Origin of the sequence: Hohaiivirga grylli (assembly GCF_039655745.1) — a bacterium.
GTDB lineage: Bacteria > Pseudomonadota > Alphaproteobacteria > Rhizobiales > Beijerinckiaceae > Hohaiivirga > Hohaiivirga grylli.
The window spans coordinates 372,635-395,943 of sequence record NZ_JBBYXI010000003.1; the positions used below are offsets into that span (position 1 = coordinate 372,635).

The 23,309-nt window shown below is 48.2% G+C and carries 20 protein-coding genes and 1 tRNA gene; 11 read left to right on the forward strand and 10 right to left on the reverse strand.

The features are described 5' to 3' along the window. The first annotated feature begins 116 nt into the window (after positions 1 to 116). Positions 117 to 1,520, forward strand: coding sequence for a pyruvate carboxylase subunit B (locus WJT86_RS09855; protein ID WP_346337392.1), 1,404 nt, complete (start codon positions 117 to 119; stop codon positions 1,518 to 1,520). A gap of 53 nt (positions 1,521 to 1,573) precedes the next feature. On the opposite strand, the gene WJT86_RS09860 is transcribed toward WJT86_RS09855, so the two are convergent. From WJT86_RS09860 to WJT86_RS09880, 5 genes are all read right to left on the reverse strand, one after another. Next, positions 1,574 to 2,761, reverse strand: a complete 1,188-nt coding sequence (locus WJT86_RS09860) for an NnrS family protein (RefSeq protein WP_346337393.1) — start codon at positions 2,759 to 2,761, stop codon at positions 1,574 to 1,576. 89 nt (positions 2,762 to 2,850) lie between these two features. Beyond that, positions 2,851 to 3,708, reverse strand: a complete 858-nt coding sequence (locus WJT86_RS09865) for an SUMF1/EgtB/PvdO family nonheme iron enzyme (RefSeq protein WP_346337394.1) — start codon at positions 3,706 to 3,708, stop codon at positions 2,851 to 2,853. Positions 3,709 to 3,779: 71 nt separating this feature from the next. After that, positions 3,780 to 4,892 carry a copper-containing nitrite reductase gene (nirK, locus tag WJT86_RS09870; RefSeq protein WP_346337395.1) on the reverse strand — a complete coding sequence of 371 codons (1,113 nt, stop codon included), beginning with the start codon at positions 4,890 to 4,892 and terminating at the stop codon, positions 3,780 to 3,782. A 330-nt stretch (positions 4,893 to 5,222) separates the two neighbouring features. Beyond that, positions 5,223 to 6,110, reverse strand: a complete 888-nt coding sequence (locus tag WJT86_RS09875; RefSeq protein WP_346337396.1) for a fructose bisphosphate aldolase — start codon at positions 6,108 to 6,110, stop codon at positions 5,223 to 5,225. A 104-nt stretch (positions 6,111 to 6,214) separates the two neighbouring features. After that, a complete protein-coding gene (locus tag WJT86_RS09880) occupies positions 6,215 to 7,096 on the reverse strand; it encodes a thioredoxin domain-containing protein (protein ID WP_346337397.1) in 882 nt (293 codons plus the stop codon). A gap of 400 nt (positions 7,097 to 7,496) precedes the next feature. On the opposite strand from WJT86_RS09880, the gene WJT86_RS09885 reads away from it, so the two are divergent. From WJT86_RS09885 to WJT86_RS09925, 9 genes are all read left to right on the forward strand, one after another. Continuing rightward, the gene (locus tag WJT86_RS09885) at positions 7,497 to 9,356 is read left to right on the forward strand and encodes an ABC transporter ATP-binding protein (RefSeq protein ID WP_407066953.1); all 1,860 of its coding nucleotides are present in this window, start codon (positions 7,497 to 7,499) and stop codon (positions 9,354 to 9,356) included. A gap of 13 nt (positions 9,357 to 9,369) precedes the next feature. Further along, positions 9,370 to 10,902 carry a glutathione ABC transporter substrate-binding protein gene (locus WJT86_RS09890; RefSeq protein ID WP_346337399.1) on the forward strand — a complete coding sequence of 511 codons (1,533 nt, stop codon included), beginning with the start codon at positions 9,370 to 9,372 and terminating at the stop codon, positions 10,900 to 10,902. 56 nt (positions 10,903 to 10,958) lie between these two features. Continuing rightward, positions 10,959 to 11,879, forward strand: a complete 921-nt coding sequence (gene gsiC / locus WJT86_RS09895; protein ID WP_346337400.1) for a glutathione ABC transporter permease GsiC — start codon at positions 10,959 to 10,961, stop codon at positions 11,877 to 11,879. After that, a complete protein-coding gene (locus tag WJT86_RS09900; protein WP_346337401.1) occupies positions 11,876 to 12,769 on the forward strand; it encodes an ABC transporter permease subunit in 894 nt (297 codons plus the stop codon). Before gsiC ends, WJT86_RS09900 begins: the two co-directional genes overlap by 4 nt. Positions 12,770 to 12,773: 4 nt before the next feature. Beyond that, a complete protein-coding gene (locus tag WJT86_RS09905) occupies positions 12,774 to 13,814 on the forward strand; it encodes a DmpA family aminopeptidase (protein WP_346337402.1) in 1,041 nt (346 codons plus the stop codon). Continuing rightward, positions 13,811 to 14,629, forward strand: coding sequence for a M55 family metallopeptidase (locus tag WJT86_RS09910; protein WP_346337403.1), 819 nt, complete (start codon positions 13,811 to 13,813; stop codon positions 14,627 to 14,629). The genes WJT86_RS09905 and WJT86_RS09910 overlap by 4 nt, the downstream gene beginning before the upstream one ends. A gap of 17 nt (positions 14,630 to 14,646) precedes the next feature. Further along, positions 14,647 to 15,621: an isoaspartyl peptidase/L-asparaginase family protein gene (locus WJT86_RS09915; protein WP_407066943.1), complete on the forward strand. Its 975-nt coding sequence runs from the start codon at positions 14,647 to 14,649 to the stop codon at positions 15,619 to 15,621. Positions 15,622 to 15,844: 223 nt separating this feature from the next. Further along, entirely contained in the window at positions 15,845 to 17,074 is a 1,230-nt protein-coding gene (locus WJT86_RS09920; RefSeq protein WP_346337404.1) for an MFS transporter, read from the forward strand. A 164-nt stretch (positions 17,075 to 17,238) separates the two neighbouring features. After that, on the forward strand, positions 17,239 to 17,643 hold the full coding sequence (locus WJT86_RS09925) for a (R)-mandelonitrile lyase (protein ID WP_346337405.1): 405 nt from the start codon (positions 17,239 to 17,241) through the stop codon (positions 17,641 to 17,643). Positions 17,644 to 17,744: 101 nt separating this feature from the next. Here WJT86_RS09925 and WJT86_RS09930 read toward each other — a convergent pair whose 3' ends face one another. Continuing rightward, positions 17,745 to 18,611, reverse strand: a complete 867-nt coding sequence (locus WJT86_RS09930) for an alpha/beta hydrolase (RefSeq protein WP_346337406.1) — start codon at positions 18,609 to 18,611, stop codon at positions 17,745 to 17,747. Between the two features lie 453 nt (positions 18,612 to 19,064). Then, positions 19,065 to 19,140: transfer RNA gene (locus WJT86_RS09935), tRNA-Lys, on the reverse strand. 227 nt (positions 19,141 to 19,367) lie between these two features. Here WJT86_RS09935 and msrB point away from each other — a divergent pair. Beyond that, entirely contained in the window at positions 19,368 to 19,763 is a 396-nt protein-coding gene (gene msrB / locus WJT86_RS09940; RefSeq protein WP_346337407.1) for a peptide-methionine (R)-S-oxide reductase MsrB, read from the forward strand. A gap of 32 nt (positions 19,764 to 19,795) precedes the next feature. Here msrB and dapE read toward each other — a convergent pair whose 3' ends face one another. The 3 genes from dapE to WJT86_RS09955 all read right to left on the reverse strand — a co-directional run bounded on the left by dapE (position 19,796) and on the right by WJT86_RS09955 (position 23,303). Continuing rightward, complete coding sequence (dapE, locus tag WJT86_RS09945) at positions 19,796 to 20,959, reverse strand: succinyl-diaminopimelate desuccinylase (protein WP_346337408.1); 1,164 nt, start codon at positions 20,957 to 20,959, stop codon at positions 19,796 to 19,798. A gap of 59 nt (positions 20,960 to 21,018) precedes the next feature. Then, positions 21,019 to 21,861, reverse strand: coding sequence for a 2,3,4,5-tetrahydropyridine-2,6-dicarboxylate N-succinyltransferase (gene dapD / locus WJT86_RS09950; RefSeq protein ID WP_346337409.1), 843 nt, complete (start codon positions 21,859 to 21,861; stop codon positions 21,019 to 21,021). 143 nt (positions 21,862 to 22,004) lie between these two features. Further along, positions 22,005 to 23,303: an acetyl-CoA hydrolase/transferase family protein gene (locus WJT86_RS09955; RefSeq protein WP_346337410.1), complete on the reverse strand. Its 1,299-nt coding sequence runs from the start codon at positions 23,301 to 23,303 to the stop codon at positions 22,005 to 22,007. Positions 23,304 to 23,309: the final 6 nt, after the last annotated feature.

Sequence of the window (23,309 nt, forward strand, 5' to 3'; positions counted from 1 at the left end):
CAGGTGCTTTAAGATTCCACAATCATCAGAAAAAACATCCATTGGGTTGATGGACACGGAAATATAAAGTGTTACTGTTCTTCCAGTAGAAAATTAGTTTTGTTTTGAGGTTTCTTATGGCTTCATTTGCCCCGATTAAACCCGTTTATAAAGAAGCTAACGCAAAGGGTGTTCGACCACTCGGCATAATGGAAACGGTTTTACGTGACGGTCATCAGTCTCTGGCTGCTACACGTATGCGTTTCGAGCAGATGGAACCAATGCTGGAAGCCCTGAATGATGTTGGGTATTGGGCGCTTGAGGGTTGGGGTGGTGCAACATTTGACAGTTGTCTGCGCTTTCTGGGTGAAGACCCATGGGAACGTCTGCGTAATATGCGCAAAAGACTTTCAAAAACGCCTATTTCTATGTTGCTGCGTGGTCAGAATATTCTTGGCTATAACCATTATGCGGATGATGTTGTTGAAACGTTTATCAACCGCATGGTTGAAAGTGGCATCAGCGTCATCAGAGCTTTCGATGCTTTGAATGATGTTCGTAATCTTGAGACATCCATTCGTGCCGCCAAGAAGACGGGAGCTCATGTTCAGGCTTCCATCGTTTATACGCTCAGCCCATTTCACACTAACGAAGGTTTTGTGAAGCTTGGTGAGGAGTTTGCTGCCCACGAGGTCGATTCTCTTGTCATCAAGGATATGTCCGGATTGCTGGCGCCTTACACGGCCTATGATCTGGTTTCCCGTTTGAAGGCAAACCCCAAGACAGCCCATCTGCCTGTTCACATCCACAGTCACTATACAAGTGGTATGGCATCCATGGCTTATCTTAAAGCTGCCGAAGCGGGTGCGGATGTCGTTGACTGTGCTCTGTCACCTTTTGCTCTTGGTACTTCGCAGCCTGCAACCGAGGCCCTTGTTGCCACGTTTGAAGGACACGAGCGGGATACGGGCCTGAGTAAAGAACAACTCTACCCAATTGCTGATTATTTCCGTGATGTGAAAATCAAGATTGAAGAAGAGTTTAAGCTTGATACGGCTTTTGATGTTGATGCCAAGGTTCTGACCTATCAAATCCCGGGCGGTATGCTCTCCAATCTGCGCTCTCAGCTTGCCCAGCAGGGGTGGTCAGATAAATACGCTGAGTTACTTGAGGAAATGCCACGGGTTCGTGCTGATGCTGGCTACCCGCCACTTGTGACGCCAACCAGCCAGATCGTAGGTTCTATGGCTGCCATGAATGTCGGCCTTGGTGAACGTTATTCGATGGTGCCTATTGAGTTTCGTGATCTGTGCCGTGGTTTGTACGGGCGGACACCACATCCGGTGAATCCTGAGGTAGCTAAGGCTATTATAGGCGATGCTGAAATAATTACAGAGCGCCCGGCTAACCGAATAAAGCCACAAATGGATATGATGCGTCATGAACTTGCTGAAAAGGGATATCCTGATGCAAGTCTGGATGACGTTTTGAGTTATGCGCTTTTCCCGCAGGTGGCATTGGAGTTTTTTGCCAAACGCTAACAGAAGCTCATTTTCATTGGTAAAAACCCGGCTGTGTCAGCCGGGTTTTTTATTTAACGCTGTTTAGGCCCCCAGAATATCGGGGTGTAATAGATTGCAAATCCAAGGAAAGCCAGAACCCATAATGTACCACTCAGGTAGACCCATATCTGGTTGGCAGCAATAAGAGTGGCGTATACACGTGTGACTGCTGCAAAAACTGCCAGAATATAAATGACCTGCATGATTACCGTTGCCTTCAACGCACGCCCTGTATGCCCTAAACTTGCACGAGACATAACGGCAAGCGTCATCAGGGCAAAGGCGCCAGATGTCCAGGCATGAATACCGGCACTGGTAGCCACCAGTTCATATATGGCAAGGCTTTCAAGAATAAATCCAAATGGAATGAAGAGGTAGGCAACATGTAATATGGCAAGTAATGGGTTAGCGAGCGTTCTGTCGCCAGCCCAACGTATCAGACGGCCAAACTGCATGATTCCGGCAAGAATGAATAAGGCACCGCATATCTGATTTTGTGGCCAGAATATCCAACAGCTCAGTGCAATGCCTGATATTAGTATTGTTGCACCATCAAAACGATTGAATGGAATAGGAATACGACCGGGGTTATTCTGTACGAGCCAGTTCCGTGTGAAGCTTGGAATTATTCGTCCGCCGATCAGGACAACCAGCATGAGCATTGCGGCAATACCAATGCGTATGCCGTAATTGGCATAGCCTTTGGTAATGACCTCAAAAAGGAAACAGGTATTGCCAATCATGAGAAGAATGACACCTGCCAATACGCGTAGATTTCGATAATTTTTGCCTGCGATGATCTCTCTTGCAATAACGCCAATGACAACAAACAGGAAAGAGGCGTCAATAATTGCTGCGAATGTGAGCCCTGTAAACTCTGAGGCGGATATGAAGAAACGTCCCGCAAGCCATAAGGCAACTAATGCTCCGAGTGGCGGGCCGGAAACAGGCAGACGCCCCGTCCAGTTGGGAACAGCGGTTAAGAGAAAGCCAACAACGGCAGCACTCAGATAGCCATAAAGGAGTTCATGTATATGCCACTCAAGAGCAGGAAGTGCTGAGAAAGAGGTTATATGCCCGTAAAATATCGGTATCCAGAATAGGACGATAAAAGCAGCCTGTATTGAACCAAGAAAGAAAAATGGTCTGAAGCCATAAGAGAGAAAGGGGATACCATCCGGCGTGTTTCGGCGTGTAGGCTTCTTCGTTGCAATAGGCATGGCTGTTCCGCTTCAAATAATTGATAGGCGCAATATCAACCAATGCTGAGAAAGTTCGTTGCCAATGAGCAAATAATTTTTGCTTTAGATCATCTGCGAATGATTGAACCCAGCTTTTCGAAAAGGGAAGAGCCTTCTTCACCTTTGATAAGACGAAAACCAAGATTACTCGGAGGAATGCCGGCAGCACATCCACCACCGCGTGCATCTCTTATAAAATCTGAGACATAAGCGCGGTGCTGACCAGCTGTAATGCGAATTCCGCAGACAACAAATGGTTCATTTGCCGGCTGGCCGTCGGCGTTTAGATTATTTCGTGAAAAGCAGGAATTCGTCCATTCCCAGACATTGCCTGCTATATCCAGAAGCCCTTTTTCATTCTCACCAAAAGAGCCAATCTTTTGTGTTTTATGATCGCCTTCAAGTTTTCGAGCTGATTCCAGATCGTATCGGGCAATCCAGCGTTGAGCAAAATCTGCATCTTCTCCTAAAGCAAGAGCATCGTCTTTAAAACGCGATCCGGCTACATACGACCATTCAATATCGGTTGGTAAACGCCAGATTTCACTGGTCTGATTTGATAGCCAATTAGCGTAATCCGTTGCATCCTGCCAGCTGACGCCGACAACCGGAAAATCACTTCTTGATGGGTTACTCTGTGAAAGAGGTTTACATCCACCGGCGTCAACACATTTCTGGTAATCCATTTCACTGACCTGAGCCCGCATAATGGTCAGTGGTTTTGTAAATTTGATCTTCTTTAATGGGGCATCTATTGGCCGATTATTCTTATTAAACTCACCGGAAGTCCGGTAAAGAAATTCACCAGGCGGAACAATAACAATATCTGCTGTATTCTGGCGCATTGAGCCATCACTTCGGCCCATGAAGTAAAATACGATGGCCACACTTAAAAGGCCTATGATCGTATAAATGGTTATGCGCATAGCCACCCCCGGTAGATTGCTGCGGCATATATTCATTATACGCCGCAGCTGCATTTGATATGGCTTCCAGATTATTTCTTATCTGTTTTGGTAATTGGGCGAGGGGCGGCAACCTGTTTCATCAGATCGTTGTTCCACTCACCCTCAACCTTGAAGTGGGCCGTGCCACCAAGCATTGCTGCTTCAATCAGGTTATGGGTAACATAGGCGTAAATACCGGGCTGCTTAAAGGTGTAAAGAGCAGCACTGGCTGAACCACCACGGACAAACCATGTTTCCATGTCGAGTAATGGCGGGTTTGCAAATTTACCTGTTTCCCAAACATAATCACCATGGCCGCCAATAAGGTGAGGGCGGCTGTCACGGTTAGCCTGAGCGTGGATGATAAGTACACGATCGCCAACCTTGGCAGGCAAGGCTTTTGCCCCTGTCATGGAACTTGCATGACCATTAAAGACGACATGGGTTGGGGTCAGCGTACGCATAACCGCTTCCATATCCGGGAAAGACTCGAGAGGTGTATCGTAGGTCTTGTACTTACCGTCTTCATCTTTCGGAATATAGAAATCCTGTTCTGCGATATAATAGATTTTGTCATATTGCAGTGATTTGCCGGCACCATCTTTCAGGCCATCACGGGGAAGAACCAGAATAGCGCCATTCATGCCGGAAACGACATGCCAGGGTGTCATGACATTGCCGGGAGCACAGTGATAGACGAATGCGCCAGCCCGGTCGGCCTTAAACCGTAGAACAACTTCCTCGCCGGGATTAACAATAGTCAGTGCACCACCACCGAGAGCGCCTGTTGAGGCATGAAAATCAATGTTGTGTTCCAGCGTATTGGTTTCTGGATTAACAAGAGTCAGTTCAACATAATCGCCTTGGTGTACAACCATCAATGGTCCGGGGACATCACCATCATAAGTAAAGGCATGAACCTTGGTGCCATCATCATCAATTGTAATCTGCTTTTCTTGTATGACCATCCGGAATTCTACAACCTTGGGGCCATCCTTTGCGACCTGATCGTGAGGATGAACATTTGGAGCGGGTACCAGATCCACTTTTTTACGTGGGAGCTTTGAAACTTCTTCTGCCCAGGCTTTTTCTGAATTCACCAAGGATGGAACTGTCATTGCTGAGATTGCTGTAAGAAGGAGAGCGTTTCTTCTATTAATCATAAAAACCTCCGAGACCTTGCCATATTTACGTTCCCCACCAACGGCCTGCCTGTTGAGTAAACACAGGCATGACATCGGCTAAGAGTGTCTTTTGTATCGATGAGCTTAGAGAATGAGCCTCAGGTTCATCGGCAACAGTTTTTGTTTTGTTGCTGAGTAAAGGCTATGTAGGGAGATGAAAAATATCTTTGATTTAAAATAAGCGAAGTCGAAATTTTGAGGCAATAAATGGGGCTAAAGAGCTAAATATGAAATTTGTTTGCGCTAGAGCAATAAGTGTGTCCCCGGAAATGTCAAAGGGAAAGTCCGGGGACACATTTGTATCAGTTTTTATGTAATTGAAGCGCTATAGATTGCTTTGATGGATGCAGACAGAGTTGCATTAAACTGAGCGTCAGTCTGTTGAGCGCTAAGGCCTTCTGCCAGTGCTCTTGAGAAGCTTGCAATCAAGCCGTGGTTTTTGAGAAGTTTCTCATTTGCTTCTGCCTGAGAGTATCCGCCTGATAGGGCAACAATCCGAACGACATGTGGGTCGTCCATCAGGTCTCTGTAGAAATCATCTTCAACAGGGATTGAGAACTTGAACATGACCTTTGTTTTGGTATCAAGAGCTGCAAGATGTTTCTTAACTTCCTGTTTCAGAAGCTTCTCTGATTCCGAGCGGTCAGGGCTGTGGATGTCTACTTCAGGCTCTAGAATTGGGATCAGCCCGGCTGCTGCTATCTGTTTGCCAACTTCAAATTGCTGCTTGATCGCAGCTGCGATGCCTTCTGAATTTGCGTTCTTGATAACCGAGCGCATTTTTGTGCCAAAGATGTTCTTGGCGACGGCTTGCTTGAGAAGATCATCCAGACCAGAAATTGGCTTCATGAGTTGAACGCCATTTTCGAGGTCAGCCAATCCTTTGTCGACTTTCAGAAAAGGAATAATACCTTTCTCTTCCCAAAGATAATCAGCTGTCAGTTTTCCATCAATGGAACGGTGCATTGTATTTTCGAAGAGAATTGCACCTAAAATAAAATCAGAATTGAAGTCCGGACTCTTGATGATGCGTGTGCGCATGGCGTGCACAAGATCATACATTCCTTCTTCATTCGAATAGGCATTCTCCTGAATACCATATTGCTGCAATGCTTTTGGAGTACTGCCACCGCTTTGATCAAGAGCTGCAATAAAACCTTGATCTTCATGCATACGACGGAGCTGTTCTTCGTTCATGCCATTTCCTTCCGGTACCAATTTTTATATCTGGGTAGTTTATTATGCCTTCTCAGGACATCAAGAGGGCAAATGTCCTGAGATGAAAATATTTTTACGGGTCACTATTTTTCAGCAAGGGCTCTTTTCACAAACTCTTCATCCTCAATGAACATATATGACCCTTGAGTGGAGATTTGGAAGGCAATGAAGCCATTCTTTGAGACACTGTTTGTTGGCTGCGGCCATTCATCGCCTGGAAGTAAGCCACCAATGTCGGCTGCGTTTTTATCCGGATATAAACGAATTGCTACTCTTTTACCGCTCTCGTTCTTATAGTTTTCAATTGGTTTGATCTTGGTCAGCTCCGGCTTCGTTGCGCCCAGACTGATTGCTTCAGGAATTTTAGTACTCTCTGTTTCAGGAATGCTATCAAGAAGCTTCTTCATGTCTTTTGCCGGACCAATGGTTACGAAGGTTTTTTCCGAGTTTCCGTAAATCATGGTTGGAAAATAGAGATTGCCATCCGGTGAAAAGTGTTTGGCATAAAGCATAAGTGTCAGGCCGCTTAACGCATAAGCATTAATGTTGGCTGATTTTTTGGTATCCTTCACATAAGGAATTTGCTGGTTTTCAAATGCTTCTTTCAGCGTCTCTACGTTACGGTTCTCATAAAGGCTATTTAATGAGCCATCCGGACTAATAGGAATCCAACGAATTTGAATGTCGGATTGCGCTGTAATCTTCCGTGTTTCTTTGAAGAGAGCCTGACTATATGAACATGTCGGCTGATAAAGAACATAGAGGTATTTTTGTTTAGGAGCATCCTTTCCATCGGAAATCCATGGAAGATTAGATACTACTTTCAGAAGGTTTTCTGCTTTTTTCCCCTCCAGTGTGAGGGTGAGACCTCTTGGCTCACCTTTAAATTTCCCCCATTCTGTTGCAGCAAATGATGGAGAGAAGGATAAGATGAGGGCTAGTGCAGCCATATAAATTTTTTTCATTTTCCGTCTCGCAAAGTAAAAGTCATGCATTTTTCATATGATGACTATTTATTTTAATTATAAAATGAATAGTAGCTTGAATTTGATATTTTTGCGTCTTTTCATTGAAAAAATATTCTATTGCTGGGCTTGTTTTTTGTTTGATTTTGCTCTTGTACGTTGAATTTAAATATAATTATTCCATTATGATGTTTGAAGATATCTCTCCTGTGTAAGGTAATTTACAGGTGTGATATCGTGACTTTTTTTGTGGGAAGTCTGGTTCTTTCGTTCTATGAATAAACAATTCAAGATAAATTTTTGTGATCTTAATTAAGGGTTTAGTCGCTTTTTAGGTATCGGGTAAGCCTTTATGCTTTAAGGGTTGCTGGGAAAGTCTGGATTTTTGTTGATGCAAACAATGGGAAAAGACCCGCTTATTGATGTTCGGGGCCTTACTGTTCAGTTCAGTAGTGAGGATGGGATATTTACAGCCGTTAAAGGGCTTGATTTCCAGATTGCACCTGGTGAGACAGTTGCCGTTGTTGGTGAATCTGGTTCCGGTAAGTCGGTAACATCTCTCAGCATTATGCGCCTGATTGACTATGCAGGTGGAAAAATTGCAGACGGTTCAATCAAGTTTCATACGCGAAATGGTCAAGTAAAGGATCTGGCTCAGGAAGCACCTGAAAGTCTACGTTCCATGCGTGGTAATGAAATTGCCATGATTTTTCAGGAGCCCATGACATCACTCAATCCGGTGTTTACGATTGGTGACCAGATTGCCGAAGCCGTTATGCTTCATCAGGGCAAGAATAAGAAAGAAGCGCGACAAGAAGCTCTGCAGATGTTGCAGAAAGTTCGTATTCCGGATGCAGCTAAGCTGATGGATCGCCATCCTCACCAACTCTCAGGTGGTATGCGCCAGCGTGTGATGATTGCAATGGCGTTATCCTGCCGTCCAAGTTTGCTGATTGCTGATGAGCCGACAACGGCTCTTGATGTGACAATACAGGCCCAAATCCTCCGTCTGATCAGACAACTGCAGCAGGAAATGGGAATGGCTGTGATGTTCATCACCCATGACATGGGCGTTGTTGCGGAAGTGGCGGACCGTGTTGTTGTGATGTATCGCGGAGAGAAGGTTGAAGAGGGGGCTGTTGAGCAGATTTTTGCAACCCCTAAGCATCCTTATACAAAGGCACTTTTATCAGCTGTTCCGAAACTTGGCAGCCTGACGGATCAACCACTTCCGGTGAAGTTTGATCTTCTGAAGGTTGATGACACCGAAGAGGCCACCCGTACCCAGACACACAGCACTATTCAGAATACTGTTGATCATGTTTCAGCTCCTTTGCTGGAGGTTAAAGATCTGGTTGTTCGGTTTGGCGTTTACCGGGGTATCTTTGGGCGCCTGGCTGGGAATATCCATGCTGTTGAGAAGGTGAATTTCTCTTTGCAGCCGGGAGAAACATTGGCGCTGGTTGGAGAATCCGGTTGTGGCAAGTCCACGACGGGCCGTGCCATCATGCAGCTTTTGCGGGCCTCGTCCGGCAATATACAGTTTGCCGGGCAAGAGCTGGGTAGGCTGAGTGAAGTGGAAAGGCGCAAGATGCGCCAGAAAATCCAGTATGTATTTCAGGATCCGTTTGCTTCACTTAATCCACGTTTGACAATTGGATTTTCAATTGCAGAACCTTTGATCACCCATGGCCTTGCAAACGGTGTTGATATTGAGAACCGTGTTGCAGAGCTTCTTGAAAAGGTTGGTCTGAAGTCTGAGCACGCCAAGCGCTATCCGCATGAGTTCTCTGGTGGACAAAGGCAACGTATTTGCATTGCCCGAGCGCTTGCTTCCAATCCAAAGCTGATTATTGCGGATGAAGCTGTTGCTGCTCTTGATGTCTCCATTCAGGCCCAGATCGTTAACCTTCTGATGGATTTGCAGCGTGAACAACAGCTTGGCTATCTGTTCATTTCCCATGATATGGCGGTTGTCGAGCGTATCAGTCATCGCGTTGCTGTCATGTATCTTGGACAGATCGTTGAGATTGGTCCGAGACAGGAAATTTTCCAAAATCCTCAGCATCCTTATACCCGTCGATTGATGGCTGCTGTTCCGGTTGCTGATCCAGCTCAGCGTAGCCGGGATATGAAGATGCTTGAAGGTGAAATTCCCAGCCCAATGCGCCTGATCGGCGATGAGCCTCTTGTTGAGCCGCTCATTCAGGTTGGTACAGACCATTTTGTTGCCCGCCATAAGGTGGGGGACTTTTCATAAGGAAGAACTTAGCATGCTTAAGAATATTAAATATGGTCTTGCAGCAGGGGCTGTCTCTGTTGTTATGGCCCTTCCGGGGTTAGCATTTGCAAAGACTCTAACTGTTGCCGTTCAGGAAAATATCGTTGGTCTTGACCCGGCAGACGTGAATGAAACGTTGTCTCATTCGGCTGCTCGCACGATTTATCAGGGGCTTTTTGGTCTTGATGGGCAAATGAAGATTTACCCAATTCTGGCTGAGAAGTTTGAAGTCAATGATGCCTCGACGGAATACACCTTTTATCTTCGTAAGGGTGTTAAGTTCCACGATGGTACAGATTTCAATGCGGAAGCAGCGAAGATCAATATTGAGCGTGTTGCTAACCCGGAAAACCGTCTGAAGCGTAACAGCCTTGTTTCGATGGTTAATAAGGTTGAAATCATTGACACGTATACAATCAAGCTGGTTCTGAAAGAGCCGTTTGGTGCTCTGGTCAATAACCTTGCCCATGCTGGTGCTGTGATGATCAGTCCGGCTGCGCTCAAGCAATATGGCAAGGAAATCTCCCGTCATCCGGTTGGTACAGGCCCGTTCAAGTTCAAGAATTGGAACGGTGACGTGATGGAAGTTGTTAAGAACGAGAACTATTGGAAGCCAGGCCTGCCAAAGGTTGATGGCGTTATTTTCCGTACCGTTCCTGAAAGTGGTGCACGCCTTGCCATGTTGAAGACAGGTGAGGCACAGGTTGTCGTTCCTCTGCCTACCGAAATGGTTCGACAGATTGAGAATGACAAGACGCTGTCTGTCATTAATGAGCCTTCCATTGTCGAATGGTTCGCCAGCATGAACACAAAGAAGAAGCCTTTTGATAATGTGAAGGTGCGTCAGGCCCTGAACTATGCCGTCAATAAGGAAGCTTTCTGTAAGGTTGTTTTCAATGGCTTCTGTACGCCATCTGACTCTGTTCTTCCTTCAATCATGCAGTACCATGTGAAGCAGGAAGTTTATACCTATGACGCTAAGAAGGCTAAGGAACTTCTGGCAGAAGCAGGTTATCCGGACGGTTTTGATGCAGAGATCGTCGCCGGTAATAATACGGCGGCTGGTCGTGCCATTCAGTTTCTGCAGCAGCAGTTTGCACAGGTTGGCGTAAAGCTGAAAGTTCAGCAGCTTGAATCTGGCGTGCTGAGCAGCAAAGTCTGGAGTGCCCAGACACCGGAAGAAGCAACGGTTCAGATGATGTATGGCGGTTGGTCTGCCTCAACTGGTGACACAGACTGGGCTCTGCGTCCTCTGTTCTGGGGCAAGGGCTTCCCACCAAAGCTGTTTAATGCTGCCTATTACATGAACCCGAAGGTAGATGAAGCTCTTGAAGCTGCTGTTGGGACTGCTGACAACAACAAGCGCGCTGAGCTTTACGCCATCGTTCAGAAGGAAATCCAGCAGGATGCACCGTGGATTTTCTTGGGTGTTGATCGCAATCTCGCTGGTAAGGCTAAAAACCTTGAAGGTTTTGTCCTGATGGCCGATCGTGGTTTCCAGCTTGATGAAGTTGAATTCAAGTAATTCCTGATATAACGGGCCGGGGCTTTTCGGGCCCCGGTTCCCGGAGATAAGTTTTAATGCTGCAATATCTGATCAAGCGCATCATCGGTATCATACCGGTATTGCTGGTTATTTCAGTCGTCGTTTTCGGCTTTGTCCGGCTTCTGCCGGGTGATCCTGCACGTATTGCAGCTGGGCCGGATGCGGCGCCATCTGACGTTGAACTGGTTCGGCAGGATCTTGGTCTCGACCAACCGGTTATTTCTCAGTATTTCCGATTTATGGCCGGAGCCTTTCAGGGAGACTTTGGACGATCAATCCGCACAAAGCGTCCTGTCTCTGAAGAAATTGGCAGCCGGTTTATGCCCACACTCTGGCTTACTGTTTTTGCCATGGCATGGTCGACAGTTATTGGTCTGCTGATTGGTGTTGTCTCTGCAGTACGGCGAAACAAATGGCCTGATTATCTTGGAATGACGGTTGCCGTTTCAGGTATTTCCATGCCCGCATTCTGGGTTGGCCTAATGCTGATGAGCTTTTTTTCTGTCCGTTTGGGCTGGTTGCCGACAAGTGGTTATGGCACCTGGCAGCATTATATCATGCCATCATTTACATTGGGCTTGGGTGTCGCGGCCGTTATGGCGCGCTTTACCCGCTCTGCCTTTATCGAGATTTTCCGGGAAGATTATATTCGTACGGCGCGTGCAAAAGGTGTTCCCAGTCAGGGAATTATCTGGAAGCATACCCTGCGTAATGCTCTGATTCCGGTCATTACAATGCTTGGCCTTCAGTTCGGCTTTTTGCTGGGCGGTTCTATTGTCGTTGAGAGTGTCTTCAGCTGGCCGGGGATTGGCCGTTATCTGATCGACTCTGTTTCTTATCGTGATTATCCAGCAATTCAGGCACTGATTTTGATGCTGTCTCTGGAGTTCATCCTGATTAATCTTATTGTTGACGTGCTTTATGCCGTTGCTAATCCGGAGATACGTTACAAATGAGTACGCTATCTCAAGTTGAAGTTTCAGGCCGTCGGGCTGAGAAAGTTCGTAGTCCGTTGCGCGAATTCTGGCGCCGCTTCTGCAAGCAGAAGATTGCACTTGCTGCCGGGCTGTTTCTGGTTGTTTTAGTACTCGTCGCAATCTTTGCAGATTTCATTGCGCCCTATGGACTTGATACACCTGACTATGATGCCATTACGATGCCGCCATCATGGGCGCATTGGGCAGGGACGGATGATTATGGGCGGGATATTTTCAGCCGTATCATCTTTGGGGCCCGCATTTCACTGGCCGTTGGATTTCTATCGGTCACGATTGGTGGTCTCGTTGGTATCGCTCTCGGGCTGATCAGTGGCTTTTATGGCGGGTGGATTGATAACCTGATTATGCGTATCTGCGATGTGCTTCTGGCATTTCCGGGCATTGTTCTGGCGATTGCTGTCATCAGTATTCTCGGGCCGGGCGTTGATAACGTGATCTATGCAGTTGCTGTCTTCTCAATTCCGGTATTTGCACGTCTGGTTCGTGGCAGTACGCTGGCAATCAAGCAGAGTGTGTATGTGGATGCGGCACGCGCTATTGGGGTCAGTAACAATCTTCTGATGCTACGCCATATTCTGCCGGGAACCTTGCCAAGCGTTATCGTCTATTTCTCGATGCGTATCGGTACTGCCATTCTGACGGCTGCCAGTCTGAGCTTTATTGGTCTTGGTGCGCAGCCGCCAAGCCCTGAGTGGGGGGCGATGCTTGCTGCAGGGCGTACTTATATTGAGACAGAGCCGCATCTTGCGCTCTATCCGGGGTTGGCCATTTTCGTGACCGTGCTGGCGTTTAACCTTCTTGGTGATGGTTTACGTGATGCACTGGATCCCAAACTGAAGCAGGATTGAACCAATGCCTGAACTGGCCAGAGACTTTGGGCTACTGTGCGGAACACTAGAGCCGGGTGCGTTTAATACAATCACAGATGTGCCCGGAGTTTCTGTTGGTCATTGTACTGTAAACGCTGGTGATGTGCATACCGGCGTGACAGCGGTTATTCCGCAACCGGGTAACCTGTTTCGCCAGAAGATTGTTGCCGCTGCTGAAGTGATCAATGGCTTTGGGAAAAGCGTTGGTCTGATGCAGGTTAATGAACTTGGGACGCTAGAGACGCCCATTCTGCTGACAAATACCTTTGGTGTGTCAGCATGTGCGACAGCATTAATCCGTAGAGCCATAGAGGAAAATCCTGATATTGGCCGCACAACAGGAACGGTTAATCCTGTCGTGATGGAATGTAATGACGGCTGGCTCAGCGATATTCAGTCTATGGCTATTACTGAAGACCATGCCAGTGAGGCACTGCTTCGTGCCAGCAGTGCCCCTGTTGTGCAGGGTAATGTCGGTGCCGGAAATGGCATGAGCTGCTTTGGCTTTAAGGGTGGTATTGGCAACTCTTCCCGCCAGATTAAGCTTGATGGGCAGGTGTTTCATCTTGGTGTGCTGGTTCAGGCGAACTTTGGCCGGGCTGGTGATCTTGTTTTACCTGATGGCCGTCGCGCTGTTCCTGATAGTATTAAAGAGCCGGAACGGGGGTCGGTCATCATCATTCTGGCAACGGACATTCCGCTGGATCATCGCCAGTTACGCCGTGTGGCCCGTCGGAGTGGGGCAGGGCTTGCCCGACTGGGATCGTTCTGGGGGAATGGGAGCGGTGATATTGCGCTGGCTTTCTCAACTGCAAACCGTATTCGGCATGATGAAAAGCGGGAAATCATATCGGCTGAAGTGCTGAATGAGGCTTGTATTGATATTCTGTTTCAGGCTGCCGCTGAGGGAACACAGGAAGCTGTGTTGAATGCCATGTGTGCGGCTGAACCAATGACAGGACGTGGCAAGAACCATCGTCCATCACTGGCAGAATGGCTTTTAAATAACGGGGCTGAAAAATGAAGGTCTACATATCTGCTGATATTGAAGGTTGTGCGGGGGTTGTTATCCCGGAGCAGACGCGTCCCGGTAATCCTGAATATGAGCGTGCCCGGCGTCTGATGACTGAAGAGGTCAATGCCGCCATTGATGGCGCATTGCGCAAGGGCGCGACCGAGATACTGGTCAATGATGCCCATGGCCCGATGGTCAATCTCATCCCTGAACTGCTCAACCCTGAGGCTCATTTTATTCTCGGAAAACCAAAGCCTCTCAATATGTTTGAAGGTCTGGATGCATCTTTTGATGCGGTTTTCTGTATCGGTTTTCATACCCGCGCCAGTTCTTATGGTGTGCTGGCCCATACGACAAATGGTTTTGCCTTCAAGGATATCGCTCTGAATGGTGTCAGCTATGGTGAGGCGGGGCTTTATGGAGCGTATGCCGGTTCTATTGGCGTCCCGGTTGTCCTGATGTCGGGTGATGATCTTTGTCTTGCCGAGAACAGCATATTGTTTCCGCAGGCCGTGATGGTTGAGACGAAGAAGGCAATTGGCAATCGTGCCGCTGCCAATTTGCCTCTTGAAGTTGCCAGAAATGCTATTCGTGACGGAGCCATTCGTGCCCTGTCTGACCTTGGTGCTATGACGCCTTTTGTTTTACAGCCACCCTTTGAACTTGCCCTGACAATGTCCAGTCCTGCTCTAGCGGATCTGACGGCGATCATTCCGGGTGCAAAACGGAAAGATGCACTGACTGTTATCTTTAATACTGAAAGCATTGAAGATGCCATTCGCTGGGTAAATACCGTTTCGGCTCTTTCTTCATTCTTACGTTGATTGCTTCAGGAAGGGACATGATGATGTCTGATGATACTGGTTTTGTACTGGCCATCCATGGTGGTGCAGGAACAATCAATAAGGCATTGATGAGCCCGGAGAAAGAAGATGCCTATCATGCAGGTCTGAGGCAGGCATTGGATGCTGGCTATAAAGTTCTTAAACAGGATGGCTCAGCTGTTGATGCCGTTGCGGCTGCTGTCGTACAGCTTGAGGAAGACCCGCTGTTTAATGCGGGACGTGGGGCTGTCTTTAACAGTGCCGGCCAGCATGAAATGGATGCGGCCATCATGGAAGGTGCGCAAAAGCGGGCAGGGGCTATCACAGGTATCTGCGGCCCCCGTAATCCGGTATTGGCAGCCAAAGCGGTTATGGAGCAGTCTGAACACGTCTTCTTTGCGGGGGAAGGTGCCACAGAGTTCTGTCATGAAGCCGGGTTAGAGTTTGTTGATCCAGAGTGGTTTTATACGCAGGCGCGTTGGGATGCCCTTCAGAATGAATTACAGCGCCGGGCTGAAAACCTGCCGGATGATGGCGATGAAAGCCGTAAGCACGGCACGGTTGGCGCTGTGGCCTGTGATGTCCGAGGTCATGTCGCTGCTGCAACATCGACAGGTGGAATGACAGCCAAGAAACCGGGGCGTGTAGGTGATACACCTGTCATAGGTGCGGGAACCTGGGCTGATGATCAGGGCTGTGCTGTGTCTGCTACAGGGCATGGAGAGTTTTTTATTCGGCATGCTGTCGGGCAGGAGATCTCTTCGCGGATGCGTTGGGGACGTCAAACTCTTCAACAGGCATCTGATGAACTGGTTTTAGATATTCTTGGGCCAATAGGTGGTTCTGGCGGGATTATCGCTGTTGATCCAAAGAGAAACATTGCCCTGCCGTTTAACTGTTCTGGCATGTATCGCGGGTTTATCCGGGAAGATGGGACATTCCATACGGCAATCTATCATGAAGAGTATAGAGAAGCTCCCGCCGACTCATAAGAATGATTTATGAAGCAGACTGATAGGTCCGGAATCTCCGAACCTGTTTCTGTTTGACCTATTAAAAAGCCACGGCATTTTTGAAAAAAACTTATCTATAAGGCGATGATTTTACAGTTTGTTTGCGAGAAGCAAATATTCCTTCGCAACTTTAATACAAAACGTATCATAAAAACATGCTCGGGCAATGAATCCGGGATCATTTATAAATGAGGGTAGAACAATGGCAGAAAAAGCGCGGAAAGAGTTAATCCCCTATTGGTGGCGTGTTGTTGCAATTTTCTTCTTCGGTTGGATTGCGCTCTATGCGGGGCGTCTGGTTCTTAGTCCTGTTATGCCGCATATTGAGCAGGAGTTTAGCCTCAGCAAAACACAGCTCGGCATGATCATGAGTCTGTTTTTCCTGACCTATACAATTTTGCAGGTTCCATCGGGAATTCTCGGCGATATCATTGGGCGCAAGAAGGTTCTGGTTCCTGGCTTTATGCTTTTTGCAGCAGCCATTGCAGCCGTCAGCCTGTCGACAACATTTGCTATGTTTCTTATCCTCTGGATGATCGTCGGCGCTGCGCAGGGTAGTTATTACGGCCCACAGTTTGCCCTTTCATCTGAAGCAATTCCGAAAAAGTGGATTACACTTGGCAGTGCCATCATTAACTGTGGCATGTCCTTTGGTATTTCGTTTGGCCTGTTTCTTTCGAGCGTCATGGTTGAAACGTACCATTTCTCCTGGAAGGCTCCTTTCTGGGCCATTGCTATTCCAATCTTCCTGATTGCTTTGGCAATGTTGTTCTTTGTTCGTGAGAACGCCTATGAGGTGAATGCTGCTGAAAAGAGCAAGCAGGCTGCAGAAAAGGCTGATTTCAGTTTCTGGGATCTGTTCAAAAACCGTAACCTTGTTCTGGCTTATGTTACGATTTTCTGTTCGATTTACGGCTTCTTTGTCATCATCACATGGCTGCCGTATTACCTGAACAAAGTCCGTGGCATGACCATGGTTGAAGCATCTGGTTATACCTCTATCGTTCCTTGGATTGCGATCATAGGTACAATTCTCTGTAGCTATATCTCGGATAAGCTTGGTCTTAGAAAGCCGGTTGTACTGTGCATGATGCCACTGTCACTCTTGGCTATCTGGGGTATTGTTGCTTCTGAATCCACGACGGTTCTTATCGCTGTGCTCGTTCTCTACGGCATGATTGGTAAGATTGCGCTCAACCCAGTATTGGTTGCGCTGGTTGCGGATAATGCGCCAAAAGCTTCTTTAAGCACGGCTTTTGGTCTCTATAACTTCTTTGGAATGGCTTCATCTACTCTGGCACCTGTTGTAACGGGCTGGTTGGCAGAACGCCCCGGTGGCAGCCTGAATGATGGCTTCTATTTTGCAGCTTTCGTAACAGTCATTGGTATTGTCGCAATGCTGTTTGTGAAAGAAAATCCAAAGACAGAATAAGATATTTTCTCAGTAAGCTTTGAAATCCCCTTCAAGCATCGCTTTGAAGGGGATTTTTATTTATGAGTTATGCTCATATGTGCATGTTGCCAGAACCATCTAATGCGATAATCCATTGTGCCCTACATTAGGCCGATAGCTCCATAATGTAGGAAGAAACAAAAATGGAAATCAGAAGAAATGGTTCTCAGCCCTCAAGTAAGGGTTCATCAGAGTATTTTACCGGTTCCGTGCGCCTTGATGCCCCGTTTAGCGGGACGGAGAGCTCACGTCTGGGTGGGGCAACCGTTACCTTTGAACCCGGCGCCCGTACCGCATGGCATACACATCCTTTAGGCCAGCTCCTGATTGTTGTTTCCGGCAGTGGTCTGGCGCAACGTTTTGGAGGGCCAATTGAGGAAATCCATGCAGGTGATATCATCTGGTTTCCACCCGGAGAGAAGCACTGGCATGGGGCCAGACCTGATACGGCCATGAGCCATATTGCTATTGCTGAAGCACTGGATGGTAAAGTGGTGGGCTGGATGGAGCAGGTGACAGACGAGCAATATACAAAGCGGGCATCGTAAAATCAGGACTGTGATTTTATTTCAAGGCTCAGGTTGCCGCGTGTTTAAACAAGGCGACCCGAGCTTCTGTTGATCAGGAATATACTGGATGCCGGAAGTGCTTACTTTACGGCCAGCTTCAATGCCTCATCAATGGCATCCGGGATGATGGTGGTGTGGTTTTTGCCCGGGTCACTGAAAAACGCAACAGGCCAGCCTCCATCCTGCAGCTTCTTTGCAATATCCCGGATTTTAGGCCCCTGACGGCGAAGCTCAATGCGCTTGCGGGCAACCGGGTCATCCGGCAGCTTGCTCATATCGGGGATTTCTTCGATAGAACCAACCGTAATGATAATCTTTTCAGGCATAGCTTTGGGTAAACTCAGGTCATTCGGGATGACAATACCTTTCCCCCACCATAACGCCGGGCTGACAGCAACATAGCGCGTAAAGGCTTCCGGATGGTTGAAGATGACATGCAGTGTGAAAAGCCCACCAAACGAATGCCCAAGCAACGTCTGGCGCTTTGGGTCTGTTTTCACCTTTTCGGCAACCAGAGGCTTAACCTGATCTTCGATGAAATGATAGAAAGCCGGGCTCTTCCCGCCTTCCTTATAATCTTCTCCCGTTGCAGGCACTGTATAATCACGCGTCCGGTCTGGCGTAAAATTTACCCCATCGCCCTTATACCCAATCCCCACAATTACCGGAGCAGGCCCGTTCTCAGGCTTATAGGCATTCACCGTCATCGGAAACTGCAGATTGGCATCCAGCAGATAGAGAGCTGGGTATCCCTTATCCGGCGCTGCTGTTTTCGGGATGGCGAGGTAGATGCGATAGCTGTCAACCGCAGTGGCAATATCATACTGGCTGATCGTGAACCGCTCTGAGGCCTCAGCGCTGATAGGCGGCACATCCTGAGAAGGGAGGGCGGAAGCGTTGAGGGAGAAGAGGCTGATCGTAGAAAGGATCAAGATAATGTAGCGCATGAGCTTATCCGGATATGCCTGTCTTAGGAAATAGAGATAGGGCGCAGGGGCTCATATATCATTAGTGACAAAATGAAAGCAAAATACTTTTTCTCGTAATGCCAAGTGTCTGATTATCTGTAAATAATAAATCTGAGAGGAGAGGCTGGTAACATGAAACGTAAACTTCCTCTCCCATCCTTATCTAGCGTAAAAAGAAAAGGTATAGAATAATAATGATTGGTATTGGTACGCCTAAAAGCCAGAGCAGAATCCCGCGTCCCATAAGTTCTCTCCTTTAGTAAAAGCTCTTTATAGGAAACGTAACGATGTGCGATTTGTTCCAAAACTATTTAGTACAAAGTAGAAAATCTTATCTAAAAAATTTAGATCTAATAGAAATAAATTGTCTGCAATTTTTATGAGAGAATATGTTTTAACATATTATATAGTAATATTTTTCAGCTTGGAATTTGGTGGGTGTGCAAGGATTCGAACCTTGGACCCGCTGATTAAGAGTCAGCTGCTCTACCAACTGAGCTACACACCCAAAAGCCGTTTCGGCTGGCGGAATATTTCCGCGATGTGAGCGTGTAACAAAGCTGATGAGTGCTGTCCAGCCCCCAGCGGCTAGTTTTTGAAAAATACCGTATATTTTTTGTTGTCGGAAATTTTTGGTACGGTCTGGAGTGTGCATTTCGTAAAAGAAAAGGTGCTTGGGTTTAATCTGATCTCTGCTGGCTTATATAAGGGGAAGAGATCAAACGGGAGGAAGAGATGTTTCCTGTAACCCATACAGAAGAAGAGTGGCGTCATATTCTGACAGATGAGCAATATGCGGTGATGCGTGAGCATGGCACGGAGCGGCCGGGGAGCTGTGCGCTTAATCATGAGAAGCGGGCTGGTACTTTCTATTGTGCAGGCTGCGGGCAGGCACTATTTGCGTCCCATGGCAAATTCGAGAGTGGCACGGGCTGGCCGAGTTTTCAGGTGCCGGAACCGGGTGCCATTGGAACCACGGAAGACCGCAGCTATGGCATGCATCGCACTGAGGTGCATTGTTCACGCTGTGGCTCTCACCTTGGACACGTTTTTCCGGATGGGCCGCCACCAACGGGGCTGCGCTACTGTATCAATGGCGTGGCGCTCGATTTCAAACCACAGGATGAATAACAAAAAAGCCCCTCTATTGAGGGGCTTTTACTTTAGTGGCTGGCAAAGAAAGCCTCTGCCATTTTCTCGTAGATATTGGTGAGAGGCTCGATATCAGCAATTGGCATACTCTCATTGACCTGATGCATGGTTTTGCCAATGCCGCCGAATTCAATCACGGGGCAGTAATCCTTGATGAACCGGGCATCGGATGTGCCGCCCGTGGTGGAGAGGATGGGCATGGCGCCTGTAACGGATTGAATGACATTCTGGAGTTGCTTCACGAAGTCGTCAGGCTGCGTCAGGAAGGATGGGGCATTGCTTGGTACAAAATCCAACGTATAGGATATTCTGCCGTCAGCAACGCTCTCAAGCCTCTGGCGGAGCTCCTGCTGCAAGGTGTCGAATGTCCATAGATCATTGAAGCGGATATTGAAAGCAGCCTTGATATTTGCCGGAATAACATTGGTGGCCGGGTTTCCGGTATCCACTGTGGTGACTTCAAGATTTGAATGGCTGAAATGCGTGCTGCCCTGATCAAGTGGCTTGGCAAGCAGGGCTTCAAGCAGCTTCATCATATCCGGTACCGGATTATGAGCGAGATCAGGGTAACCGACATGGCCCTGTTTGCCATGTACTGTGAGCTTGCCACTGAGAGAACCTCGACGGCCGATCTTGATCATGTCGCCGAGTTTGTCAGGGTTGGTTGGCTCGCCAAGGATGCAGTAGTCGAAGTTCTCGCCGCGCTCCTGCGCCCATTTTAGGAGTTTGACCGTGCCGTTGATGGCAACATCTTCTTCATCACCCGTGATCAGAAAGCCGATGGAGCCTTTGAAGTCAGGGTTGTTTTTGATGAAGCGTAGGGCCGCCACAACCATACAGGCAATGCCGCCCTTCATATCGGTTGCACCACGGCCGTAGATTTCACCGTTTTCAATCGTTGCGCTGAACGGATCATGTTTCCATGCCGCCAGATCGCCCGGAGGGACAACATCGGTGTGCCCGGCAAACAGGAGGAAGGGTGCGTTTTTGCCATAACGGGCATAGAAGTTTTCGACATCCGGGGTGTTGGTATCCGAGAAGACGGGACGATGAACTTCAAAACCCGCAGGTTTTAGAATGCTCTCAAGTAAGCTGAGTGCACCACCTTCATTCGGGGTGACGGACGGGCACTTAATGAGGCTGGCCAGAAGATCAAGCGGAGAGGGGATGGACATCGAAGGCTCCAAAATAAAAAAGCCGGCCATTATCAGCCGGCTTTTCCAGAGAATAAGGTTTAGTCGCGCAGCAGATCGTTGATGCTTGTCTTGGAGCGTGTCTGGGCATCGACGCGCTTCACGATGACGGCGCAGTAGAGCGATGGGCCCGGTGTGCCATCAGGCAGAGGCTTGCCCGGAAGCGAACCGGAAACCACGACGGAGTAAGGAGGCACGCGGCCCTTGAAGACTTCGCCCGTCTCGCGATCAATGATCTTGGTGGAAGCGCCGATGTAAACGCCCATGGAGAGTACGGCACCTTCACCAATGATAACGCCTTCAGCGACTTCTGAACGGGCACCGATGAAGCAGTTGTCTTCAATGATAACCGGGCCAGCTTGTAAAGGCTCAAGAACGCCACCAATGCCAACGCCACCAGAGAGATGGCAGTTCTTGCCGATCTGGGCGCAGGAGCCAACGGTTGTCCATGTATCGACCATTGTGCCTTCATCAACATAGGCACCGAGGTTAACGAAGGATGGCATCAGGACGGCACCGGGCGCAATAAAGGCACTGCGACGGACCACACAGTTTGGAACGGCGCGGAAACCGGCAGAGCGGAATTCTTCCTCGCCCCAGCCTTCAAACTTGGATGGAACCTTATCCCACCATGAACCGCCACCGGAGCTGCCGCTGATCAGGCCCATGTCATTGAGACGGAAGGATAGCAGAACGGCTTTCTTCAGCCATTGATTGACTTTCCACTCGCCAGCTTCTTTCTCAGCAACACGGGCTTTGCCGCTGTCGAGAAGGTTAAGGGCGTTTTCAACGGCATCGCGGGTTTCGCCCTTGGTTGCGGCGTTGATTTCAGCACGGTTTTCCCATGCAGCTTCAATAGTGGAAGCAAGATCAGTGTATGACATCAGTTTTATGTTTCCGTTTTTTCTGACTAACGAGAGCTATGCTTAGCAAGAGTAGCCTGGCATGTCATCAGGATTTGACAGCACACGCTTGAAAAGCAGAAAGGCCGGTTAATACCGGCCTTTCATCAGAGGATATCTGAAGCCTACCAGAGGCCCATTTTCTTTGCTTCATCCTTAAGTTCATCGCGGAACTTCGGATGAGCAATGGCAATCAGCTCACGGGTCCTCTCATGAGCTGATTTACCGCGTAACTGAGCAACACCATATTCCGTCACGACATAGTTGATGTCGTTCTTGCTGGTTGTCACATGTGTGCCGGGTGAGAGAACCGGAGCAATACGTGAGATGGTATCATTCTTGGCCGTAGAGGGCATACAGATAATACCCTTGCCGCCCTTGGAACGATTGGCTGCCCGCATAAAGTCACTCTGGCCGCCGGTACCGGAATAAGGCTTGAAGCCCTGACTTTCAGAACCACACTGACCCACAAAATCAATCTGCATAGTTGAGTTGATTGCAATAAGGTTATCATTCAACCCGGCGAGATACGGATCATTGGTGAAATCCACCGGATGCATTTCAATCTGCGGGTTGCGGTGCATGTATTTGAACAGCTTGTTCGAGCCCAGAGCAAAGGTCGCGACCATCTTGCCGGGGAGGTAGTTCTTGTTCTTGTTGTTAACGACACCGCTTTCAATCATCGACAGAATACCGTCGCCGACCATTTCGGTATGAATGCCAAGATCATTCTTCTGATTAAGCTGCATGACCACAGCATCTGGAATGGAGCCGTACCCAATCTGGAGTGTTGCGCCATCTGGAATCATGTCAGCAATCAGCTTCCCGATTTCCTTCTGGATTGGCCCAATCTCGGGCAGACCGACTTCAATCAGCGGATCATCATTTTCAACGACGGCTGCAACCTGAGAGATATGTATCTGGTTGTTGCCGAAAGCATATGGCACATTCGGATTGACTTCGAGGACAACAGCACGGGCGTTCTTGGCTGCATCTAGGGTGTAGTCTGTACCGATGCTCAGTGAGAAATAGCCATGTTCATCCATCGGTGAGGCAAGAGAGAAAACGACGTCTGTCTTGATGTATTTCCGGCGGATCAGGTCTGGCAGTTCTCCGAAGTAATGGGGAATGTAGTCCCCAAAGCCTTCCTGAATGATCGGGCGGGACGGCCCACCCAGAAAATACGCATAAGGGCGGACATTCTGGGAGGTCTCTTTGTCAAAGTAACCAAATTTTCTGAGTGGAAGAATTTGTGAGACTTTGACATCTTTAAACTGATGGCGCTGCTCGGATAAGGCTGTCAGAAGAGTAGGGGGTTCCCCACAACCCGTCGGAACAACAATGACATCACCATTCTGAACCAGTTTGACTGCTTCGTCTGCCGCTTTCAGTTTGGTTTTATACTCTTCTTTGAATGAAAACATGTTCCC

Excerpts from the sequence above, each read along its gene's own strand:
- WJT86_RS09855 (WP_346337392.1), top strand. The coding sequence starts at position 117 with ATGGCTTCATTTGCCCCGATTAAACCCGTTTATAAAGAAGCTAACGCA.
- WJT86_RS09860 (WP_346337393.1), bottom strand. The coding sequence starts at position 2,761 with ATGCCTATTGCAACGAAGAAGCCTACACGCCGAAACACGCCGGATGGT.
- WJT86_RS09865 (WP_346337394.1), bottom strand. The coding sequence starts at position 3,708 with ATGCGCATAACCATTTATACGATCATAGGCCTTTTAAGTGTGGCCATC.
- nirK (WP_346337395.1), bottom strand. The coding sequence starts at position 4,892 with ATGATTAATAGAAGAAACGCTCTCCTTCTTACAGCAATCTCAGCAATG.
- WJT86_RS09875 (WP_346337396.1), bottom strand. The coding sequence starts at position 6,110 with ATGAACGAAGAACAGCTCCGTCGTATGCATGAAGATCAAGGTTTTATT.
- WJT86_RS09880 (WP_346337397.1), bottom strand. The coding sequence starts at position 7,096 with ATGAAAAAAATTTATATGGCTGCACTAGCCCTCATCTTATCCTTCTCT.
- WJT86_RS09885 (WP_407066953.1), top strand. The coding sequence starts at position 7,497 with ATGGGAAAAGACCCGCTTATTGATGTTCGGGGCCTTACTGTTCAGTTC.
- WJT86_RS09890 (WP_346337399.1), top strand. The coding sequence starts at position 9,370 with ATGCTTAAGAATATTAAATATGGTCTTGCAGCAGGGGCTGTCTCTGTT.
- gsiC (WP_346337400.1), top strand. The coding sequence starts at position 10,959 with ATGCTGCAATATCTGATCAAGCGCATCATCGGTATCATACCGGTATTG.
- WJT86_RS09900 (WP_346337401.1), top strand. The coding sequence starts at position 11,876 with ATGAGTACGCTATCTCAAGTTGAAGTTTCAGGCCGTCGGGCTGAGAAA.
- WJT86_RS09905 (WP_346337402.1), top strand. The coding sequence starts at position 12,774 with ATGCCTGAACTGGCCAGAGACTTTGGGCTACTGTGCGGAACACTAGAG.
- WJT86_RS09910 (WP_346337403.1), top strand. The coding sequence starts at position 13,811 with ATGAAGGTCTACATATCTGCTGATATTGAAGGTTGTGCGGGGGTTGTT.
- WJT86_RS09915 (WP_407066943.1), top strand. The coding sequence starts at position 14,647 with ATGATGATGTCTGATGATACTGGTTTTGTACTGGCCATCCATGGTGGT.
- WJT86_RS09920 (WP_346337404.1), top strand. The coding sequence starts at position 15,845 with ATGGCAGAAAAAGCGCGGAAAGAGTTAATCCCCTATTGGTGGCGTGTT.
- WJT86_RS09925 (WP_346337405.1), top strand. The coding sequence starts at position 17,239 with ATGGAAATCAGAAGAAATGGTTCTCAGCCCTCAAGTAAGGGTTCATCA.
- WJT86_RS09930 (WP_346337406.1), bottom strand. The coding sequence starts at position 18,611 with ATGCGCTACATTATCTTGATCCTTTCTACGATCAGCCTCTTCTCCCTC.
- msrB (WP_346337407.1), top strand. The coding sequence starts at position 19,368 with ATGTTTCCTGTAACCCATACAGAAGAAGAGTGGCGTCATATTCTGACA.
- dapE (WP_346337408.1), bottom strand. The coding sequence starts at position 20,959 with ATGTCCATCCCCTCTCCGCTTGATCTTCTGGCCAGCCTCATTAAGTGC.
- dapD (WP_346337409.1), bottom strand. The coding sequence starts at position 21,861 with ATGTCATACACTGATCTTGCTTCCACTATTGAAGCTGCATGGGAAAAC.
- WJT86_RS09955 (WP_346337410.1), bottom strand. The coding sequence starts at position 23,303 with ATGTTTTCATTCAAAGAAGAGTATAAAACCAAACTGAAAGCGGCAGAC.